Source organism: Paenibacillus hunanensis (assembly GCF_034055775.1).
Lineage (GTDB): Bacteria > Bacillota > Bacilli > Paenibacillales > Paenibacillaceae > Saccharibacillus > Saccharibacillus hunanensis.
Genome location: NZ_CP139194.1, coordinates 1,235,440 through 1,253,108 on the forward strand (window position 1 = coordinate 1,235,440; position 17,669 = coordinate 1,253,108).

Genomic DNA, 17,669 nt, shown 5'->3' on the forward strand with positions numbered 1-17,669 from the left:
GCAGCACAACCCGACAAAATAACAGCAAGCATCACACTACTGCTTCACGTAGACTTACGATGATATACAAGTCCATGAACGTAGACCATGCTTCAGGGAGGCGGAAACTTGGATAGCGAACAGCGCAAGATAGGTCATGCTAGCAGGAACGATGCCAATGGCAGAACGCAACCCCGTACCGGTGTCTTATTAGCAAATAAAAACATCTCATCTAAGAAGAGCAGCATCGCTATACGCAAATTGTGGACATTGCTATTCGCCATCGGTTTGTATAGTGGCATGATGGCTACAGCAGATGCGGCGGACTTACCGCAGTCAGGAGCGAACACCATGACACCTACGCATTCGTCGACATTAGCGGCAGCTATGGCTCCCGAGGGTGAAACGGCGACATGGAATTATAATTTAACAGGTGAATATACGGTAGGCGATGCCACATGGGCATTGGATCGACGTGGAATGAGAGGTACAGTATCAACGGGAGGTATGGGCGGTATGCGATTATACGCCCAGCCGACCGGGCAAGATATGGTGCTGATGACGGATCTGATACCGGTGGACGATCCCACACCTATGCAGGCAGGCGTAATGCTTCGTACTGATGAGCAAGGACAACAGGGTTATCAAGTGCTTCTTATTCGTAATGCTAACCGCGTCACTGCACGCTTGCAGCAGCCAGATGGAACAGTAATCCAGCAATCACAGCAGAGCTATCCGAGCGAATCCGGTGTGAAGCATCGACTGGAGCTGCATGTGAAGGGGAGCCATTTGCAGCTGTATGTCGATGGCTATGCACAGCCAGCGCTGGATACACAGCAGCTAACAGCAGGCGCGGATGCGGGGCTGGCAGGCATTGTGGTATTAAGCGGCTCCGCTTCGTTTCAAGATACGTACCGGATGACGCCAGCGCAATTTTACGGCGAAGATTATCGTCCAGCGTATCATTATTCTGCTCTACGTGGGTGGGCAAGCGATCCGAATGGATTGATCTATGATCAAGGGGAATATCATCTATTCCATCAGGATGGTGGACGATGGGCGCATGCAGTGAGCACTGATCTACTCCACTGGAGAAACCTACCCTTTGCGTTGGAATGGAATCAGCTTGGACACATCTGGTCTGGCTCGGCAATTGCCGATGAGCATAATGTATCCGGTCTATTTGACGATGCTAATGGTGGCTTGATCGCCTATTATACGTCGTATACACCGTCATCGCATAATGGCAATCAGAAAATTGGAATCGCTTACAGTTCAGATCGTGGTCGCACCTGGCGTTACCCGGCAGATCGCCCGATCGTCATCGATAATCCCGGCAAAAGCGCTACCGATCCGGGTGGATGGGATTTCCGCGATCCCAAGGTCGTTCGCGACGAAGCCAATCATCGCTGGGTGATGGTCGTATCCGGTGGAGATCATGTGCGTCTGTTCGTATCAACCAATCTGCTCGATTGGACATTGACTGACAATTTTGGCTATGCCAATTATATTCGCGGCGGCGTGTGGGAATGTCCTGATCTATTTCCCTTACAGGCAGCAGACGGTAAGGTGAAATGGGTGCTGATGATCAGTACAGGTGCGAATCCGAATACCGAAGGCTCGGATGCAGAATATTTTATCGGTCAGCTTAGCCCGGAGGGCAAATTTATGAATGATAATCCCGCAGGCAAAGTGCTGAAGACAGACTGGGGCAAAGAATTCTATGCTTCAATGTCATTTGCCGGACTACCACAGCAGCAGCGCATCGTCATGGCATGGATGACCAACTGGGATTATGCGTTCGAGCAGCCAACCGGAGATTGGAAGGGCGTGCTCACCATTCCGCGCCAGCTGTCGCTCGTATCGACACCAGACGGATGGCGTCTATCCCAGCAGCCATTACAGCAGTTGAACGCATTACGCAGTCCTATGCTGCACACGGAAGCTACAGAGCTACAGCCGAGCAGCCCCAATCTGCTAGCCGGTCTGTCGGAAGCGAGCTACGAGATTGAGGCAAAGCTACGCTTGCCAGAGCAGCAGCCTGCGCATTCATTCGGCTTCCGTTTGCTTGAAAACGATGCAGGCACGCAGTTTACCAAGGTTGGCTATACGGTTGCAGACCACCAGCTGTTTATCGACCGTTCGCAATCCGGTATGACGGACTTCTCACCGCTATTTCGCACGCTCCAGCAAACGACATTGCAGCAGCCAAACGGGACAGACGGCATCATCCGACTGCGGATTCTGGTAGATCGCTCGACAGTAGAGGTGTTTGCCGATCATGGACAGACGGTATTCAGCAGCATCGTATTTCCCGATGCCGCCAGTCGTCGGATGAGTCTTTATACGGAGGGTGGTAATGTAGAGGTCGTATCCTTGAAGGTTAATCGACTGAATAGTGTATGGGAATAAGATCGCATGCCTTCCGCGGGAAATGAAGCGAGTTACACTGTATTTTAGAAGAATTGCACGGCATGTAATGGATTTGGGGGATTTGTAATGCATGTGGAGATGGTTGGCTAGGATGAAGTAGAGGCACTATACTATGCAGAAATGAGCGTCTGCTCACAGTGTGGAGTTAGCCTGCTTCTTCCAGAGACGAGAACGATAATGCACCGTGGCGAGAGACAGATACAGCGCACCAAGCAATACATTCCAGCCCGTATGCAGACAGAGGAAATTCACAATCATCAGAAAAATAATAATACCAGCTAGCTTTGTATAATAACGGTCAATCCATTGAAGCATGTATTCATCCACCTTATATAAAATAGTATAGTTCACGTTCATGATGCGGCTTCGCCTGTTTACCATTAATATCGGATGAAATGCATAAAGATGAAGATCAATACAAAAAAAGCACATCTTTCCAACACGGGAGAGATGTGCTTTGTATGATTTCTAGTATAATTTTCAACGCCAACGCCAACGCCAACGCCAACGCCAACGCCAACGCCAACGAAAGCATGAAGGTACTACCAGCATTATATAAACAATCCTTAACTGCGAGCGTCAACGTGTCTATATCGATATCAAAACAAGCAAACGTTCGCAGAAATCTTTATACCACGTCACATGATATGCAACGTCAATATTAGCTCTGTCCAGCCATCTTCTTCTGTTGCCCACGAACAAGCACCAGGAAGAACAATACCGCCAGCAGCTCAGCTCCGAAAATTACAACACTCATCGATACTGTGGTCGTACCGCCTCCCAGACTAACAAGCGGCGAAGCGAGTGCGCCTAGCGTTAGTGGCAGTAGGCCGAGCAGCGCAGATGCGCTTCCAGCGGAGTGGCTCTGACTTTGCATCGCGAGTGACACAGAGGTAGCACCTACCGAACCGACACAAGCCACGATCAGGAACAGCATGCTTGCGATAGCGAATAATCCACCCCCAGCAAGGGAAATAAGCAGCAACAACAGCGATGCGGTAAATGCGATCCCAAGACTGAGCTTGAGCAGACGATATTCGCCAAAGCGTCCAGACAATCGTCCAGCTAGCTGTGAGAAAATAATAATTCCTACTCCATTAATCGCAAAAAAGATACTAAACCCTTGCGCCGATACACCGAAAATGTTCTGAATGACAAACGGTGAGCCTGCAATGTATGAAAACATCGCTGCCATGACAAACGCCTGAGATAGAGCAAAGCCGATAAAGCTACGATCTCGAATCAATCGTGCAAAGGTACGTAATGTCGTTCCGAGTCCACCTGCCGCTTTACGATCAGCTGTTAACGTTTCGGGTAGGCCGAATAAAACGGAGAAGAGCATGATCGCTCCAATCGCAGCTAGAACGACGAATATCCCCTGCCACGGTACAACCTTGAGCAGTAAGCCGCCGACAACCGGCGCGGCGATCGGTGCGACTCCATTAATGAGCATGAGTAGCGAGAAGAATCGAGTTAATTCGGTGCCAGAATACAGATCACGTACAATGGCACGCGAGATAACGATACCTGCTGCTCCCGTAACCCCCTGAATAAAACGAAGCAGGATCAATACCCAGATGTTGCCTGTCAAAGCGCATAATAATGAAGAAATAGCGTACAATACTAGCGAAATGAGCAGCGGCATTCGGCGCCCCTTCACATCGCTGAGCGGCCCTACAACAAGCTGCCCGAACGCTAAGCCGAGCAGACAGGCAGTCAGACTGAGCTGAGCAAGAGAGGCATTCGTATGCAGATGATCTGCAAGCGTGGGAAGCGCAGGCAGATACATATCAATCGATAGCGGCGCAAAAGCAGAGAGCGAGCCAAGGATGAGCGCGATGCCAAGACGGCGCGAGCGAGTCATCGAGGACGCGGACAATGTGCCCTTGGATTGAAGCTTATTGGACATAGCTGGCAATTTCCTTTCCGTTATCCTGCGGTGCTATACAGCCATACAGGTCATTTTTACACATGATTTAGTGTAAACGATTATACAAAACCGATAAAGCAAAGATTTCAGCGCTATTCATTTCATGCTATAATAAATCCCAATGATTTATATATCCAAGTGTTAGCGATTTCCTAACACGAGGTTCAATGAAAAAGGATTTTTGCAGGGCAAAATATCGTACTGCTCAAGTGTTAGCGATCTCCTAACACGAGGTTCAATGAAAAAAGGATTTTTGCAGGGCAAAATATCGTACTGCTCAAGTGTTAGTGATTTCCTAACACGAGGTTCAATGAAAAAGGATTTTTGCGCAGCAAAATATCCATACTATCACAGTGTTAGCGAACTCCTAACACGAGGTTCAATGAAAAAGGATTTTTGCGTAGCAAAATATCCATACTATCTATTGAGGAAGGTAGGTCAAGCATCTTGTCTACAAAAGCTAAGCAACCGAAGCCCGAATGGATCAAAATCAAGATGACCAACAACGAAAACTATCAGGAAATCAAAAGCATGATGCGCTCCAAAACATTGCATACCGTATGTGAGGAAGCGCGCTGCCCGAACATCTATGAGTGCTGGGCGAACCGTACTGCAACCTTTATGATACTGGGCGACATCTGTACGCGTGCATGTCGTTTCTGTGCGGTCAATACGGGGATGCCAACGGAGCTTGATTTGCAGGAGCCAGAACGGGTGGCGGAAGCAGCTGAACAGATGGGCCTGAATCATTGTGTTATTACAAGCGTAGCCCGTGACGATTTGAAGGATGGCGGAGCAACGATCTTTGCCGAGACAATTCGTGCGATGCGTCGCCGCCTGCCACTGTGCAGTGTGGAAGTACTCATCCCTGACTTTATGGGTGATATCGAATCGCTCAAAATCGTTATGGATGCCAAGCCGGATATTTTAAACCATAACATTGAAACTGTTGAACGCATGTCCGATCGCGTAAGAGCGAGAGCGAAGTATCCGCGTTCAATGGAACTGCTGCGCAATTCCAAAACGCTGCAACCGAACATTCCAACCAAGTCCAGTATTATGCTGGGTGTAGGCGAAGAATGGGATGAAATTTTACAGGCAATGGATGACCTGCGTGCCGTGGATTGCGATATTCTGACGCTGGGGCAATATTTGCAGCCAAGTCCGAAGCATCTGAACGTAGCTAAATATTACACACCGGAAGAGTTTGCAATTCTGAAGGAAGAAGGATTGAAGCGCGGATTCAGCCACGTCGAATCCGGCCCGCTCGTTCGCAGCTCCTACCATGCGCATGAACAGGTGAAATCCGCATCCAAGTCGAAGGAGACTTCGACCGTTTAATTGCTGAAAGGCGGGAAGACCTTGATTCATATTGGCGGCAAAACCTATGAACTGATCAAAGAACACCGGAATGGCTGGAATCAGGAGATTTTCCGTGAACGCTTTAGCGAGGTACTGGATCGGTATGATTATATTCTTGGAGACTGGGGCTATAACCAGCTTCGTCTCAAAGGCTTTTACCGGGACGGTCACCCCAAAGCGGCAAAGGATAGCTCACTGTCCAGCATGACCGAATATATTAATGAATATTGCAATTTCGGCTGTGCCTACTTTGTGCTGCAAAAGACAAAGGATGGCCCGGCTGAACCAAAAAACAGCGAAGCTAGCGAACCGCGTGAGCCACGCGAACCTCGCGAAAAGCCGCAACGCTCCAGCCGCAATCACAACAAACGTGATCGTCAGGACAAGGGTAATGGCGGCAATAAGCAGGGCAAGCAGCAGGCTAACGCGCAAGCAAACGGCAATGCATCTGCTGGTGCGACAGAATCCGCTGCCCCAGCCCGAGCGAAGCAGCAAGCATCTTCTGCTTCGCCAAATCCAAAAGCATCCAACCCGGCAGTTGAAGCTCCCAAAGCTGAAAATGCTCCAAAAGTAGAAACGGTCAAGGTCGAAGCTGCTAAAATGGACACGCCGAAACCGGAAGTCCCTAAAGTGGATGCTCCTAAGTCGGAAGCACCTAAAGTAGAATCCCCTAAATCGGAAGCACCACCCAAAGCGCAACCGGCTAAAGTGGATTCTCCGAAAACGGAATCGGGCGAAACGAAAGATTCGTCCCATTCATAAAGCGATAGTAGACGATAACACGATAACAAAAAGCCCTCATCCGCCTGTTAGGCATACGATGAGGGCTTTTTGTTATCGCTTATACGGTAACTACATACGTAGTTGCCAGCCTTGCACAGTTCTTATTCTTTGCTTCTACTACCTATCTGCTTAAACGTTATTCAAAGGTATTCAATCAGCCAAGAAAGGACTGACGCACACGGTTCCAGAATGGATATGGACGATAGCGTGCAAAGCTTACACGCACATTAGACACCTGGCAGCGAATCGAGATCAGATCATCAATCGGAATGTTCAGATGATCGATCGTTAATTGCAACCGCTGTTGCTTGCGTGAATGAATATCGCAATGATGATGCTTGGGCAGCATCAGTGATGAGCCAAGTGTGCGATAGACACGGTTATTAATCGAAGCAATCTCAGCAATTTGCAGTGCTTCAATCGTAGGGTGAACCATTGCGCCACCAAGCGCCTTGTTGTAGGCGGTGCTACCTGATGGAGTCGAGATACAAATCCCGTCACCACGGAACATCTCGAAAATCTCATCATTAATGTCCACCTGCGCGACAATGGTCGTGCCATCCAGACCTTTTAGTGTAAATTCGTTCAATGCGGTATAACGGGACACACCGCTTTTCGCTTGAATCTCCAGATCGACCAGCGGATATTTGACAATTTTCGGATTGTTATCGTCACTGTCATCAATCTCGCCTGCCATGAACTTGACCAGTTCCTCCAGCTCATCTGCTTTCCAGTCTGCATAAAAGCCCAGATGACCGGTATGAATACCGACAAAGGCAAGATCAGGGATATGGTCGATAAACGTATGAAAAGCGTGTAGCATCGTGCCGTCTCCACCGATGGATACGACGATCTCCGGTGATTGTGCATCCAGCTCGAAGCCATAACCGGCGGCCAGCTTATGAAACCGTTCACTCAGTTCGATCGATAATTGATCTCCGCGATCCAGTACATAGTATCTCAAGTTAGGAAAGCTCCTTTATCCAGAATCGTTAACCTGCTCCCTTTTGATGATAATCAATTCTGTGAGCGAACACAATCTTTTTGCCTGTAATTGCTAAGCAATCCACTTCTTACATCCCATGATAGATCAGAAACGTCCAGAGTTATGTCTACGAAACATAAACGCAATAAAATGAGGTTTTGTAAAGAGCCTGTAATCTAATTGTTAAAGTAAACGCTTACAAAAATGGTTTTATTTCCGATATAATATGATAAAATAAAGACAGAAGTAATCGTCGGAAGTCAAAAAACAAAGTCAATAACACATTTGAGAATTGGAGTGATCATGATGGGTATTAGTATTATTTCTGGACTTCTTGTGTGTGGTTTTGTATATGTCATCCGATCCTCTTTTGCACAACCGGGGGAAGAAGACGGCAGCATGTACTAAGCGTCACACATGCTCATACGGATCGATATCCGTACTGCTGCGCTAACAACAGCAAGTCTAATCCAAAACAAGTCGCATTTTCTTACGTTGATACGAAGTTGATTTTATAGAACGAATACAGCATATTTGCTATGTAGCATGAGGCTAATCGTAGGAGAGGCTGTTTCTATAGTCCGAATCTGGACTGTGGAAGCAGTCTTTTTTGTTCGATAATTTGCCGGGATGGATGACCAACCTACCCCTATGAGATGAAGCTATACAGCTATCCAAAATTAAGCAACTGGCGAGGCATAACCGGTTCAACTATGGTATACTTTTGGCAATGACGTAAGGAAAGTTGGCGATTTCAGTTGAATTATCGTGCATCCCTGTATGAATTGCTCGGCGGTGACGAAGGAATCCGTCGTTTAGTAGAGGCGTTTTATCCTAAAGTACAAAAGGACCCGTTGATCGGGCCGTTATTTCCGGACAATATTGAGCCGGTTATGGAAAAGCAGTATATGTTTTTATCGCAATTTTTTGGTGGGCCATCACTCTTCTCCGATCAGCATGGTCATCCGATGATGCGTGCCAGACATATGCCATTTCCTATTACGCATGAGAAGGCAGATGCGTGGCTTGCTTGTATGAATGAAGCATTAATCGAGGTCGGTGTGGAGGATGAACTCCGATTGTTTGTTATTGAGCGTCTGTCTGGTCCGGCTCATCACTTTGTGAATACCGATTAAATGAAATGCCGGCTCGTCCGGCTAGGATAAATTTATAGTGGGGGAAGAATGCCAGATGGAAGATTCTATACAGTTAGAGCCGCTGTATCAAATTAAAGTAAACTGTCCGCAATGCGAAGAGGATTTTCAGACAAGTCGTGTCCGGCAGAGTCTTAAGCGTGTGTCTCGTCGAGATTCGGACTTTTGTGCGTATTACCAGCATGAAAATCCTGACTTTTATGTCGTTCGTGTATGTCCGCACTGTGGATTTGCATCGACTGAGAATTCGATGGCAAAGCTCAGTCCGGCACATAAGCAAAAATATATGAGCGAGATTGGTCGCCGTGTAGCGAAACGCGATATGGGCGGGCATCGCAGCCGGGAGCAGGCATTAGAGACGTATAAGCTTGCCCTGATGTGTGCGCAAACGATCGGTGATCGTGAACGTATCGTCGCTAGCTTTCTGCATCATATTGCCTGGCTGTATCGCTATAATGGTGAAAATGAGCAGGAACAGCGGTTTCTACGCTACTGCCTGGAATCCTATATTCGTGTATACGAGCTAGAAAGTGTGGGCGGTAGCGATGCACGTCTGATGTTCCTGATCGGCGAACTGCATCGTCGTCTGGGCGAATTCAATAATGCGGTCAAATGGTTCTCGCGTGTCATCAACGATCAACGTATTACCGATTCAGCGATGATTCGTGCTTCGCGTGAACAATGGGTCGTACTTCGTGAGCAGATGCTTGCCAAAAATCATGAGCTGCCGGATGAGATGAAGGAAGAGAAATAATTAAGCCTGTCATTTTATGGAGCATTGCCGAATAAAACGACAGCAAGCATCCTATCGATGATCATCTCCCAATCCTATATAACCGTATCTGTTCGGCTTATTCGCCGTTCCAGATACGGTTATTTTTATAAGCATCTCTACATAAATCATAGTATGTTGAAGCCTTTTCCAGACAGGTCAGAATGTCGACTAATCCGCGATAATCATAGACCTGAATCGTATGGAAATGATTGCTATATAAATATTTATTATCTTTAATTTGTAGTATAAATGAATGTTCTCGCCCTGCCGATATACTTCAATATATGAGGTAAAAGACAAAGGAGAATACCCTATGCCAAGATATCTGCGTAATCGAAGTCTGGTTTTCACGAGTTCAGCCTTAATTGCTATTATTTTGCTTGCTTTGATTGTGGGTATGAGTATTCTTAATTTTAAACAAAGCCAGAAGGCGTACTATGAAGAGATTCAGCAGGTTGGACAGGCACTTTCGAGCCAGCTTCAATTAAGTCACAGTGAGATTCAGCAGTCTCTGCAACAGCTTCAAGCCAGTGATCGCCCGACCTCACAGGAGCTGAACAATCTGAAACAACAGCTAGATGCGATGGTGGGAACGGCATCCATTGCGAATGCGTATATGTTTCCGACAGATATTACAGAGCGTGATGGCAAGCAGTATTTAAAAGAACTGCAAGCGAATCAGGCACTGCATGATATGGAAATGGTACCCGGTGTAGAGTATGAAATCCCGTCCATTGTGCAAGGCGCGTATGCACAGTTGTTTCAACAAGGAACGGCATTAACAGAGCCTTATAAGGATAGTGCAGGCACATGGGTAACGTATTTGCATATGATTAAGGACGATAACGGTCGTCCGCTCGCTATCTTCGGCCTGGATCTGGATGCTGCCAAAGTACAACAGGATCAGAGAAATATGCTGTTATATAGCCTTGGGATTGGATTTATTATTGCAGCGGTGTTGATCGGCGCCTTGATCATTCTGGCACGTATCGTACTCCAGCCACTGCAAAAGCTCGCTTCCGTATCCAAACTAGCGGCAGATGGCGATCTGACGGTCAACCTGACAGTGAAAAGTAAAAATGAGATTGGGCACACGGCTCAAGCATTTAATCATATGATTAGTAGCCTACAACAGCTAATCAAGGGTATTCAGTCCACGTCCGCCAATGTGACGCGTTCTGCTTCCGATCTGCAAATCAGCGCAGAGAAAACGACCGAAGCTTCACAGGAAATCACAGAGTCCATGCTAGAAGTATCCTCCGGTGCAGAGATGCAGAAAAAAGCAACGCTGGAGTGTCAGACCTCCATTAATGAGATGGTTATTGGTATTCGGCGCATCGCAGAATCGACGCAGGTCGTCGCTGAGCTTGCTTCCGATACGACATCGCGTGCAAGTGTAGGCGAGGTCGAGATTGTAACGATGGTCGAGCAAATGCAGAAAATTGAAGTGAATATGTCCGGTACTGTTACCGTGCTGCATGAGCTGCAAAAGTTAAATACGAGCATTCAGGGCATCATGTCATTTATTCGTGAAATTGCGGAGCAAACGAACCTATTGGCGCTGAATGCTTCAATCGAGGCAGCCAGAGCAGGTGATGCTGGTAAAGGCTTTGCCGTCGTTGCACAGGAAATTCACAAGCTGGCAGGTCGTTCCAAGGACTCTTCCGACCAGATTGATTTGATCCTGAAAGGCATTCTCACCCATACGGAGCAGGCGGTGCTATCTATTGAGGAATCGGTAGATGTAGCGAAAAAGGGCGCAGCAACATCCGACGTTGCCGCTTCAACCTTCCGTCAGATCGTAGCCTCGATCCAAAAGGTATCCGGTCAAGTGTATGAAGTGTCCGCAGCCTCCGAGCAAATGTCGGCTAGCAGTGATCAGATTGCCGCTTCACTTACCCAGCTGAGCTCGGTCGCTTCCAATTCATCAGCCAATGCTGGCAAGGCGCGTTCTTCATCAGAGGAGCAGCTTGCATTGATGGAAGAGGTGTCCAGTCTGTCTCAAGAGCTGCGCAGTCTGGCACTTGAGCTGAATCAGGTCATCCAGCGCTTCCAGGTGTGATAGGGATATAAGACCATTCATGTATCTATCAAAATAAAACAGGCTGGGTACACGTCAGTAACGTGTCCCAGCCTATTTTTTCATTATCGCAATACCGCATCTGTAAGCAGATAATCGCTATCGCTATCCAGCAGCGTGACCCGATTGCTACAGCAAGGAAAGACGAGCAGCTTCTTTTTGCCACTGTGGATGGTTGCCAGCTCCTTGGGACGAATCGGCAGCAATACATTGCCTGTCCCGCAAAATGGACATTCCTGTACATATACATCATTCATTACAATATCGTAAGGCCAAGCCTGGTTAAACGGAATCATTCGGACGCGCCGTCCTTGGATTCTTCTTTTGCCAGTTCAGCGAGCTTTTGCATCAAAATGTGCTGAGGCATATGCATAAGCTGCTCCAGCGGAACATTTAATTTTTCGGCGAGCTTGAGAGCTGTATCGGCCGAGATTTGCAGTGGGCGCATGTCAGACTCCCTCCTTATTACCAAAATAGTCTTGAATTAGAGTATACTATAGTTATAAACGCTTGGCGATGCATGATCTTCGCAGGCGACTCATCTGGCGTGAAGGATCATTTATCCTTCGGTCTGGCTTGAATTTGCAGCTACATACATTGTGTCACAAACAGGGCTGCTAGATCATTAGTAGCCTTCTACATTTACCCAGAAAGGTGTTGCTCATCATCATGAATCATCCGCTGAATCAAACCTGGAATCTGGAACCGATCTTTGCTGGTGGCTCGACTTCGGAGGAGCTACATACGTACCTGCAACATGTAACGAAGGATATCGCTGCTCTGGTCGAGCGGCTCGGTCAATTATCCGCACCAGCTACGGTAGAAGAAACGACTGGCTTTGACGAGCTATTGGAAAGCTTACAGGATGTGCGTATTCGTCTACGCGAAGCAGGTGCTTTTGCCGGATGTCTAACCGCACAGGATCAGAGTGATAAGCAGGCGGTGCGTCTATCCGCTTCGCTATCCGATTTGTCCGCGAAGCTACAGGGGCTGTTTGTTCAGTTTCAAAGCCTGCTGCTGCATACGAATGACGATGTATTTCAAGGCTGGATGCAGCGTCCTGAGGTAGCACCTGTCTCCTTTTATCTGAGTGAGATTCGTGCATTGGCTGGTGAGAAAATGTCGCCTGAGCTGGAAAGCCTCGCACTTGGACTGGCTGTCGACGGCTATCATGGCTGGAGTGATTTTTACGATACAATCGTCAGTCATGTGCGTATTCCATATGAGCAAGATGGAGAAACAATCATGTTGTCAGCAGGACAGGCTGCCAATAAAATGAGTGATACGAATCGCGAGCTACGCGAGCAGATGTTCCAGAAATGGGAAGATGCGTGGACAGGCGTAGAGGACTTCTGTGCCGATACACTGAACCATATTGCTGGCTTCCGTATTAAGCTGTATGACAGCCGTGGCTGGGATAGTGTGCTCAAGGAGCCGCTTGCGATTAACCGCATGTCAGAGCAGACGCTGCAAACGATGTGGGATGTGATCGTGAAGAATAAGCCGGTATTCGTATCGTATCTGGAGCGTAAGGCACAGGTGCTTGGTGTAGACCGCTTGAGCTGGAACGATGTGGATGCTCCGCTCGGTACAGTAGATAGTCAGGTGAGCTATGATGATGCAGCGGATCTGATCGTAGAGCAGTTCCGTAAGTTTAATCCAGAGATGGCAGACTTCGCTGTCAAAGCCTTCGAGCAGCGCTGGATCGAGGCAGAGGATCGTGCTGGCAAGCGTCCAGGCGGCTTCTGTACATCGCTGCCACGTAGCAAGGAAACGCGTATTTTTATGACTTATAGCGGTACAGCATCCAATGTATCTACGCTGGCGCATGAGCTGGGACATGGCTATCATCAGCATGTGATGAATGATCTGCCTGCGTTCAGCCAGCAATATGCGATGAACGTAGCGGAGACAGCATCTACATTTGCAGAGATGATCGTAGCAGATTCGCTCGTGAAGGGTGCTTCCAATGCAGAGGAGAAGCTATCTCTGCTGGAGGATAAAATTCAGCGTAGCATCGCCTTCTTTATGAATATTCACGCACGCTTCCTGTTCGAAACACGCTTCTATGAGCAGCGTCGTTCCGGTATGGTAGGCAGTGAGCAATTGAATGAGCTGATGGAGCAGGCACAGCGCGAAGCCTTCTGTGATACGCTGTCCTCCTATCATCCGCATTTCTGGGCATCCAAGCTGCATTTCTATAAAACAGGTGTGCCTTTTTATAACTTCCCGTATACATTCGGCTATCTGTTCAGTACAGGCATCTATGCGCTGGCTCAGCAGGAAGGGGCTAGCTTTGCAGCACGTTACGATGCACTGCTACAGGATACTGGTCGCATGACAGTGGAGGAGCTGGCGCAGAAGCATCTGGGTGTTGATCTGACACAGCCAGAGTTCTGGCAGGGCGCTGTCGATGTGAGCATTGCCGATGTGAAGCTGTTCCTGGAAATGACAGAGGAGCACGCTCGTTCTTAAACGGTCGTTTTTCTGAAAAGAGAAAAGAAGAAAGAGGCTGTAGCAGTTCATTCTCCGTATAGGCGGAGTTCTTGATTCATATTCGTGTACGGCCATAGGATAACTCATATGATCAGCAACCAACCATGAATGAACAATAACGAATCATCCAAGCGGTGTGGTATACAGATCAAAATGAATAGTACAGCAGAGAGGAAGGCGCGTGAGCGTCTTCCTTTTTAGTTCGGAAAAGACGTAAAAAAGTTAATATAACCACCTCGAATGGACAGAAGTAGAACCTTTGAAACAGATAGAAAGGACATCTACAGGCGAATTTATAATTGTAATCCATATTCAGAGAAAAGCAAAAACTGCATAAATTCGACTTGTAAAATAAGACTATTTGCGCATTTATGCAAATAATAAATCGCTGAATTAGCTTAGTAACTGCACTGAAAATTAGATTTTTCAGTACAAATAAGCGAAGAATATTGTCGAATATTAGGTATTATTACCTATTTATGATGAATAGTATTGCTAGAAGTTTACAATCACCATATAATGAGTCCGAAGTCCTGATTTTACATGATTTACAGAGAAAGGAAGGGGAACAAATGCCTAAAAACGATTTGCTATCTTTATCCAGGCAGCTTGATATCGTCTTTAAGGAATTAGAAAAGGAGCTGGCTCATCTCGATTCAGGTACCGTATTTGTGCAAATACGTAATAACATGATTGGCAAATTCGGAATCCGTCACAACCCGATTAGCGGGCGCAATGGAGAATGGGCAGGTGTAGAGGAAGGGCTGACTGCAATGCAGATCAAATCGTTCCGCCAAATGGCAATTGAATCGCTAAAATTCAAAAACCACTGGACACACGGCGAGATCAGCTATGAGTTTGCTGTTCGCAAAGGCTTGATTATGGTTGACACGGTCATTGAATCCAACTATAACATGGCTAACCACATGATTCGATATCCAAGAGCTACATACAGCGAAGTGAGCGCAGAATAAGAGTACATGCTAGAATAAACGATCCTGTAGACCTGTCTAAAAAATAGGGTCGAGCAGGTAAGCGAGTGAGTAAAAAGCAAGGCAATCAGCAACTGAGCAAGCGAATAAAGGAGCAAGTCAGCTAAGTAGAATTAATTTAGTAGATAGCGGAACGAGCACTTTTGCAGCAATACTCTATCCAACACTCCAACCGAACAGACATTATGTTTCATGCCATTTTATTTTATTCTTTTATCATTTTATTATTTCGGCTTGTTATCAAGCCATATACCCGATGTACTGAAACGGACACATGGAGTGAAAAAGCGACTACCTATCTGGTAGTCGCTTTTTTGTATGAGCTGGTCTTTAAGACGCTTTGGCTGGAAGTGTAAAGCGGAACAATTACAAGCGAATCAGAGTTAATTAGAGATAACGAGAGCTAAAAAAGTATAAACGAATAACTAAAAGACAATACGAGCCGATACAAATGAATAAAAGAGACTTAAAGTGTAGCATAGTGAGAATAGTCTGTTACACAGTGATCGTACGAAGTGTCACCCGATTATTGCTTACCGATGTTAGTAGCATAGGCAGTGAGCGCTGCAATAAGCTGAGTGGCTTCGGCTGTAGATACCGTTTTAGCAGGCTCTAGCTTGTCTGACGTACCTGGTAGTATATTCAGTGACTTTACAGCAAGTGTCGCTGTATACGCCCAGTGCTGTGAGGGTACATCCGTGTATCCTGCGATTGTGCTAGCAGGTTGTTGACCGGGTTCTGTCTGCTTGAGCCAAGCTGCTGCGATAACGGCTAGCTGTGCTCGTGTCACGGCTGCATCAGGGGCAAACTGCTCTTTGCCTACACCACGCATCAAGCCAGCCGCAGTTACAGCCTGGATAGCCTCCTTCTGTGGGATGTTGGCAATATCCGTATAGCGTGCAGATGCAGAAGCTGGAGTCGTATCTCCCATGGCTATATAGATTAGAGCCGCAAGCTCTGCTCTAGTGATTGGTGTACTGTTTATTGGTGTAGAGGATGAATCGCCAGCAGGTGTATTGCTGGAGCCGACTGGTGTGGTGCCGCCTGTTTTGTGTTGAGCAAATAACCAATCGATCATGCTCTGATCGTTAAAGGCAGGCACCCACGACCAGTGCTTCATCGCCCCATAGAAGCGCTGGCTATCCATAAAGGCATCGCTGTACAGTGTTTCCTTCACCTGTGTCGATCCAAGCTCTTTTAGTGCCTGATACGCCAGCTTGCTTGTACGACTATCGGTGATTGGATCATTTTCGGCGTGTACGATCCAGATTGGTGTATGCACAAGTGATTGAAGCGCAGTCTTGAAAGCATCCACCGAGCCTTTATAATCAGCAACGGTATCCTTCGCAGCGATCACGATTGCGCCAGCGAATAGATCAGGATATTGCATCAGGAAGCGGAAGGCACCGCCGCCACCGCTGGACACGCCAGCAACATAGATGCGATTCGGATCGACCTTACCTTCGGCGACAAGCTGCTGGATGAATTGCTCCTGCATCGTAAAATACTGCTGCATTTTAGCTAGCTGATCCGGTTTGTCATAGATGGCCCAGTCATAGTTTTGTGGATAATGTACAGCCAGTACAGAGGTATCCTTGCCGGACTCTGTCCATGTGGTCGCACCGCGATTCTCGGTCAGCTGCTTGATATTGTCTGCGCCTACCTCGCCACCGCCATGGAGCCATACGACGAGTGGACGAGGGCCATCGGAGGAGCTAAGCTTTAAGCGATACGGTAATGATTCACCATCACTAGTGGTGAGCACACCAGGTTTAAAATCATCTACTGTTCGTATGGATAGCTGGCTCACCCTATCCGCTGCAAAGGACAACTCTGGAAATTTATGATTTGTCACAGCAAACTTTTCGATCGAGCCACCTTTATAAAGAAACGGTTTAAAATCTAGATGAATGGACTGTCCCTGCATCGATACATTTAATTCATCATTGGCGTAATTGTCCTGTACAACCTCACCCTTCGCATTAAGTGGATAGCCATCATAATTGCCTGTAATATCAAAATCGCCAGCTTTCAAATCCGCATAACGCGCAGGATCGCTCACCTCAATATCGAACGATTTTACCATCGTTCCTGCGTCGCCTACATAGGCTTGTCCGGTAATGCGAACTCCTAAAGTATCGTCGGCAGCAGCTGCGGAATACGCCGAGCTGCTAGCTCCCAGTGCTGTGGTTATAACAGCAATCATTCCTTTTTTCGCCCAATTCATATCGATTACAGCCTCCTTCTCGGGAAAGAACGACAAAAAAGCGGGCTTCCTCCTAACAAATGGTCAAGCTTCACGCAGCACACTTTGCATCGCAAAGCGCTTCGTAAAAGAACCATATGTCAGGTTTTGCCCGCTTTCGCCGTTACAATCCTGTTATGTATAGCTTTACCTTAAACAAAAATGATAACGCTGTCAATGATAACTGTGTGTCTATATCTTGCATATGACAGTGATGATATAGTGCTTGCTCGGAGGATGTCGAGCGGTCTACCTATACAACAAAGCCCCCCTTTTAAGATAACGAAGGAGGGCAAGATCAAATGTTCATTTTAACGCAACAGATCGTAAAGCATAGAATCATAAAGCATGTAAGTTCGAGTGATCCAGCTTTAATCATGTAGATAAATCATATGAATATGTGGTGCAATATACTATTATTTTAGTGGAACATCCTGTAGCTCAAATCCTTTGAT

The 17,669-nt window shown here is 47.1% G+C and carries 14 protein-coding genes; 8 read left to right on the forward strand and 6 right to left on the reverse strand.

Annotated elements, in window-relative coordinates; translation table 11 throughout:
* Nucleotides 1–330 precede the first annotated feature (330 nt).
* Nucleotides 331–2,391 carry a glycoside hydrolase family 32 protein gene (locus SK066_RS04895; protein ID WP_320543869.1) on the forward strand — a complete coding sequence of 687 codons (2,061 nt, stop codon included), beginning with the start codon at nucleotides 331–333 and terminating at the stop codon, nucleotides 2,389–2,391.
* Between the two features lie 153 nt (nucleotides 2,392–2,544).
* Here the strand turns inward: SK066_RS04895 and SK066_RS04900 are convergent, their stop codons facing one another.
* Both SK066_RS04900 and SK066_RS04905 read right to left on the reverse strand, forming a co-directional pair.
* Nucleotides 2,545–2,727 (reverse strand): hypothetical protein, encoded by a 183-nt coding sequence (locus SK066_RS04900; protein ID WP_188776913.1) that lies wholly within the window; start codon nucleotides 2,725–2,727, stop codon nucleotides 2,545–2,547.
* A 346-nt stretch (nucleotides 2,728–3,073) separates the two neighbouring features.
* A complete protein-coding gene (locus tag SK066_RS04905; RefSeq protein ID WP_320543870.1) occupies nucleotides 3,074–4,321 on the reverse strand; it encodes a multidrug effflux MFS transporter in 1,248 nt (415 codons plus the stop codon).
* Nucleotides 4,322–4,789: 468 nt separating this feature from the next.
* On the opposite strand from SK066_RS04905, the gene lipA reads away from it, so the two are divergent.
* On the forward strand, nucleotides 4,790–5,683 hold the full coding sequence (gene lipA / locus SK066_RS04910) for a lipoyl synthase (RefSeq protein WP_188776915.1): 894 nt from the start codon (nucleotides 4,790–4,792) through the stop codon (nucleotides 5,681–5,683).
* A gap of 21 nt (nucleotides 5,684–5,704) precedes the next feature.
* The gene (locus tag SK066_RS04915; protein ID WP_320543871.1) at nucleotides 5,705–6,466 is read left to right on the forward strand and encodes a YutD family protein; all 762 of its coding nucleotides are present in this window, start codon (nucleotides 5,705–5,707) and stop codon (nucleotides 6,464–6,466) included.
* A 175-nt stretch (nucleotides 6,467–6,641) separates the two neighbouring features.
* Here SK066_RS04915 and SK066_RS04920 read toward each other — a convergent pair whose 3' ends face one another.
* Entirely contained in the window at nucleotides 6,642–7,451 is an 810-nt protein-coding gene (locus SK066_RS04920; RefSeq protein ID WP_188776916.1) for an NAD kinase, read from the reverse strand.
* Between the two features lie 779 nt (nucleotides 7,452–8,230).
* On the opposite strand from SK066_RS04920, the gene SK066_RS04925 reads away from it, so the two are divergent.
* From SK066_RS04925 to SK066_RS04935, 3 genes are all read left to right on the forward strand, one after another.
* On the forward strand, nucleotides 8,231–8,608 hold the full coding sequence (locus SK066_RS04925) for a globin domain-containing protein (RefSeq protein ID WP_250344068.1): 378 nt from the start codon (nucleotides 8,231–8,233) through the stop codon (nucleotides 8,606–8,608).
* A gap of 55 nt (nucleotides 8,609–8,663) precedes the next feature.
* Nucleotides 8,664–9,380, forward strand: a complete 717-nt coding sequence (locus tag SK066_RS04930; protein ID WP_188776918.1) for a DUF2225 domain-containing protein — start codon at nucleotides 8,664–8,666, stop codon at nucleotides 9,378–9,380.
* Nucleotides 9,381–9,714: 334 nt separating this feature from the next.
* The gene (locus SK066_RS04935; protein WP_320543872.1) at nucleotides 9,715–11,463 is read left to right on the forward strand and encodes a methyl-accepting chemotaxis protein; all 1,749 of its coding nucleotides are present in this window, start codon (nucleotides 9,715–9,717) and stop codon (nucleotides 11,461–11,463) included.
* 83 nt (nucleotides 11,464–11,546) lie between these two features.
* On the opposite strand, the gene SK066_RS04940 is transcribed toward SK066_RS04935, so the two are convergent.
* Nucleotides 11,547–11,777 carry a hypothetical protein gene (locus SK066_RS04940; protein ID WP_188776920.1) on the reverse strand — a complete coding sequence of 77 codons (231 nt, stop codon included), beginning with the start codon at nucleotides 11,775–11,777 and terminating at the stop codon, nucleotides 11,547–11,549.
* On the reverse strand, nucleotides 11,774–11,929 hold the full coding sequence (locus SK066_RS04945) for a YycC family protein (RefSeq protein ID WP_250344070.1): 156 nt from the start codon (nucleotides 11,927–11,929) through the stop codon (nucleotides 11,774–11,776). The genes SK066_RS04940 and SK066_RS04945 overlap by 4 nt, the downstream gene beginning before the upstream one ends.
* Nucleotides 11,930–12,150: 221 nt before the next feature.
* On the opposite strand from SK066_RS04945, the gene SK066_RS04950 reads away from it, so the two are divergent.
* Nucleotides 12,151–13,956: a M3 family oligoendopeptidase gene (locus SK066_RS04950; RefSeq protein ID WP_320543873.1), complete on the forward strand. Its 1,806-nt coding sequence runs from the start codon at nucleotides 12,151–12,153 to the stop codon at nucleotides 13,954–13,956.
* Between the two features lie 593 nt (nucleotides 13,957–14,549).
* Nucleotides 14,550–14,951 (forward strand): O-methyltransferase, encoded by a 402-nt coding sequence (locus SK066_RS04955; protein ID WP_188776923.1) that lies wholly within the window; start codon nucleotides 14,550–14,552, stop codon nucleotides 14,949–14,951.
* A 544-nt stretch (nucleotides 14,952–15,495) separates the two neighbouring features.
* On the opposite strand, the gene SK066_RS04960 is transcribed toward SK066_RS04955, so the two are convergent.
* The gene (locus tag SK066_RS04960) at nucleotides 15,496–17,196 is read right to left on the reverse strand and encodes an S-layer homology domain-containing protein (protein ID WP_320543874.1); all 1,701 of its coding nucleotides are present in this window, start codon (nucleotides 17,194–17,196) and stop codon (nucleotides 15,496–15,498) included.
* Nucleotides 17,197–17,669 lie beyond the last annotated feature (473 nt).

What these genes read in the sequence shown, in the direction of transcription:
- SK066_RS04895 (WP_320543869.1), top strand. Translation starts at nt 331, where the DNA reads ATGACACCTACGCATTCGTCGACATTAGCGGCAGCTATGGCTCCCGAG.
- SK066_RS04900 (WP_188776913.1), bottom strand. Translation starts at nt 2,727, where the DNA reads ATGCTTCAATGGATTGACCGTTATTATACAAAGCTAGCTGGTATTATT.
- SK066_RS04905 (WP_320543870.1), bottom strand. Translation starts at nt 4,321, where the DNA reads ATGTCCAATAAGCTTCAATCCAAGGGCACATTGTCCGCGTCCTCGATG.
- SK066_RS04930 (WP_188776918.1), top strand. Translation starts at nt 8,664, where the DNA reads ATGGAAGATTCTATACAGTTAGAGCCGCTGTATCAAATTAAAGTAAAC.
- SK066_RS04935 (WP_320543872.1), top strand. Translation starts at nt 9,715, where the DNA reads ATGCCAAGATATCTGCGTAATCGAAGTCTGGTTTTCACGAGTTCAGCC.
- SK066_RS04940 (WP_188776920.1), bottom strand. Translation starts at nt 11,777, where the DNA reads ATGATTCCGTTTAACCAGGCTTGGCCTTACGATATTGTAATGAATGAT.
- SK066_RS04945 (WP_250344070.1), bottom strand. Translation starts at nt 11,929, where the DNA reads ATGCGCCCACTGCAAATCTCGGCCGATACAGCTCTCAAGCTCGCCGAA.
- SK066_RS04950 (WP_320543873.1), top strand. Translation starts at nt 12,151, where the DNA reads ATGAATCATCCGCTGAATCAAACCTGGAATCTGGAACCGATCTTTGCT.
- SK066_RS04955 (WP_188776923.1), top strand. Translation starts at nt 14,550, where the DNA reads ATGCCTAAAAACGATTTGCTATCTTTATCCAGGCAGCTTGATATCGTC.
- SK066_RS04960 (WP_320543874.1), bottom strand. Translation starts at nt 17,196, where the DNA reads ATGAATTGGGCGAAAAAAGGAATGATTGCTGTTATAACCACAGCACTG.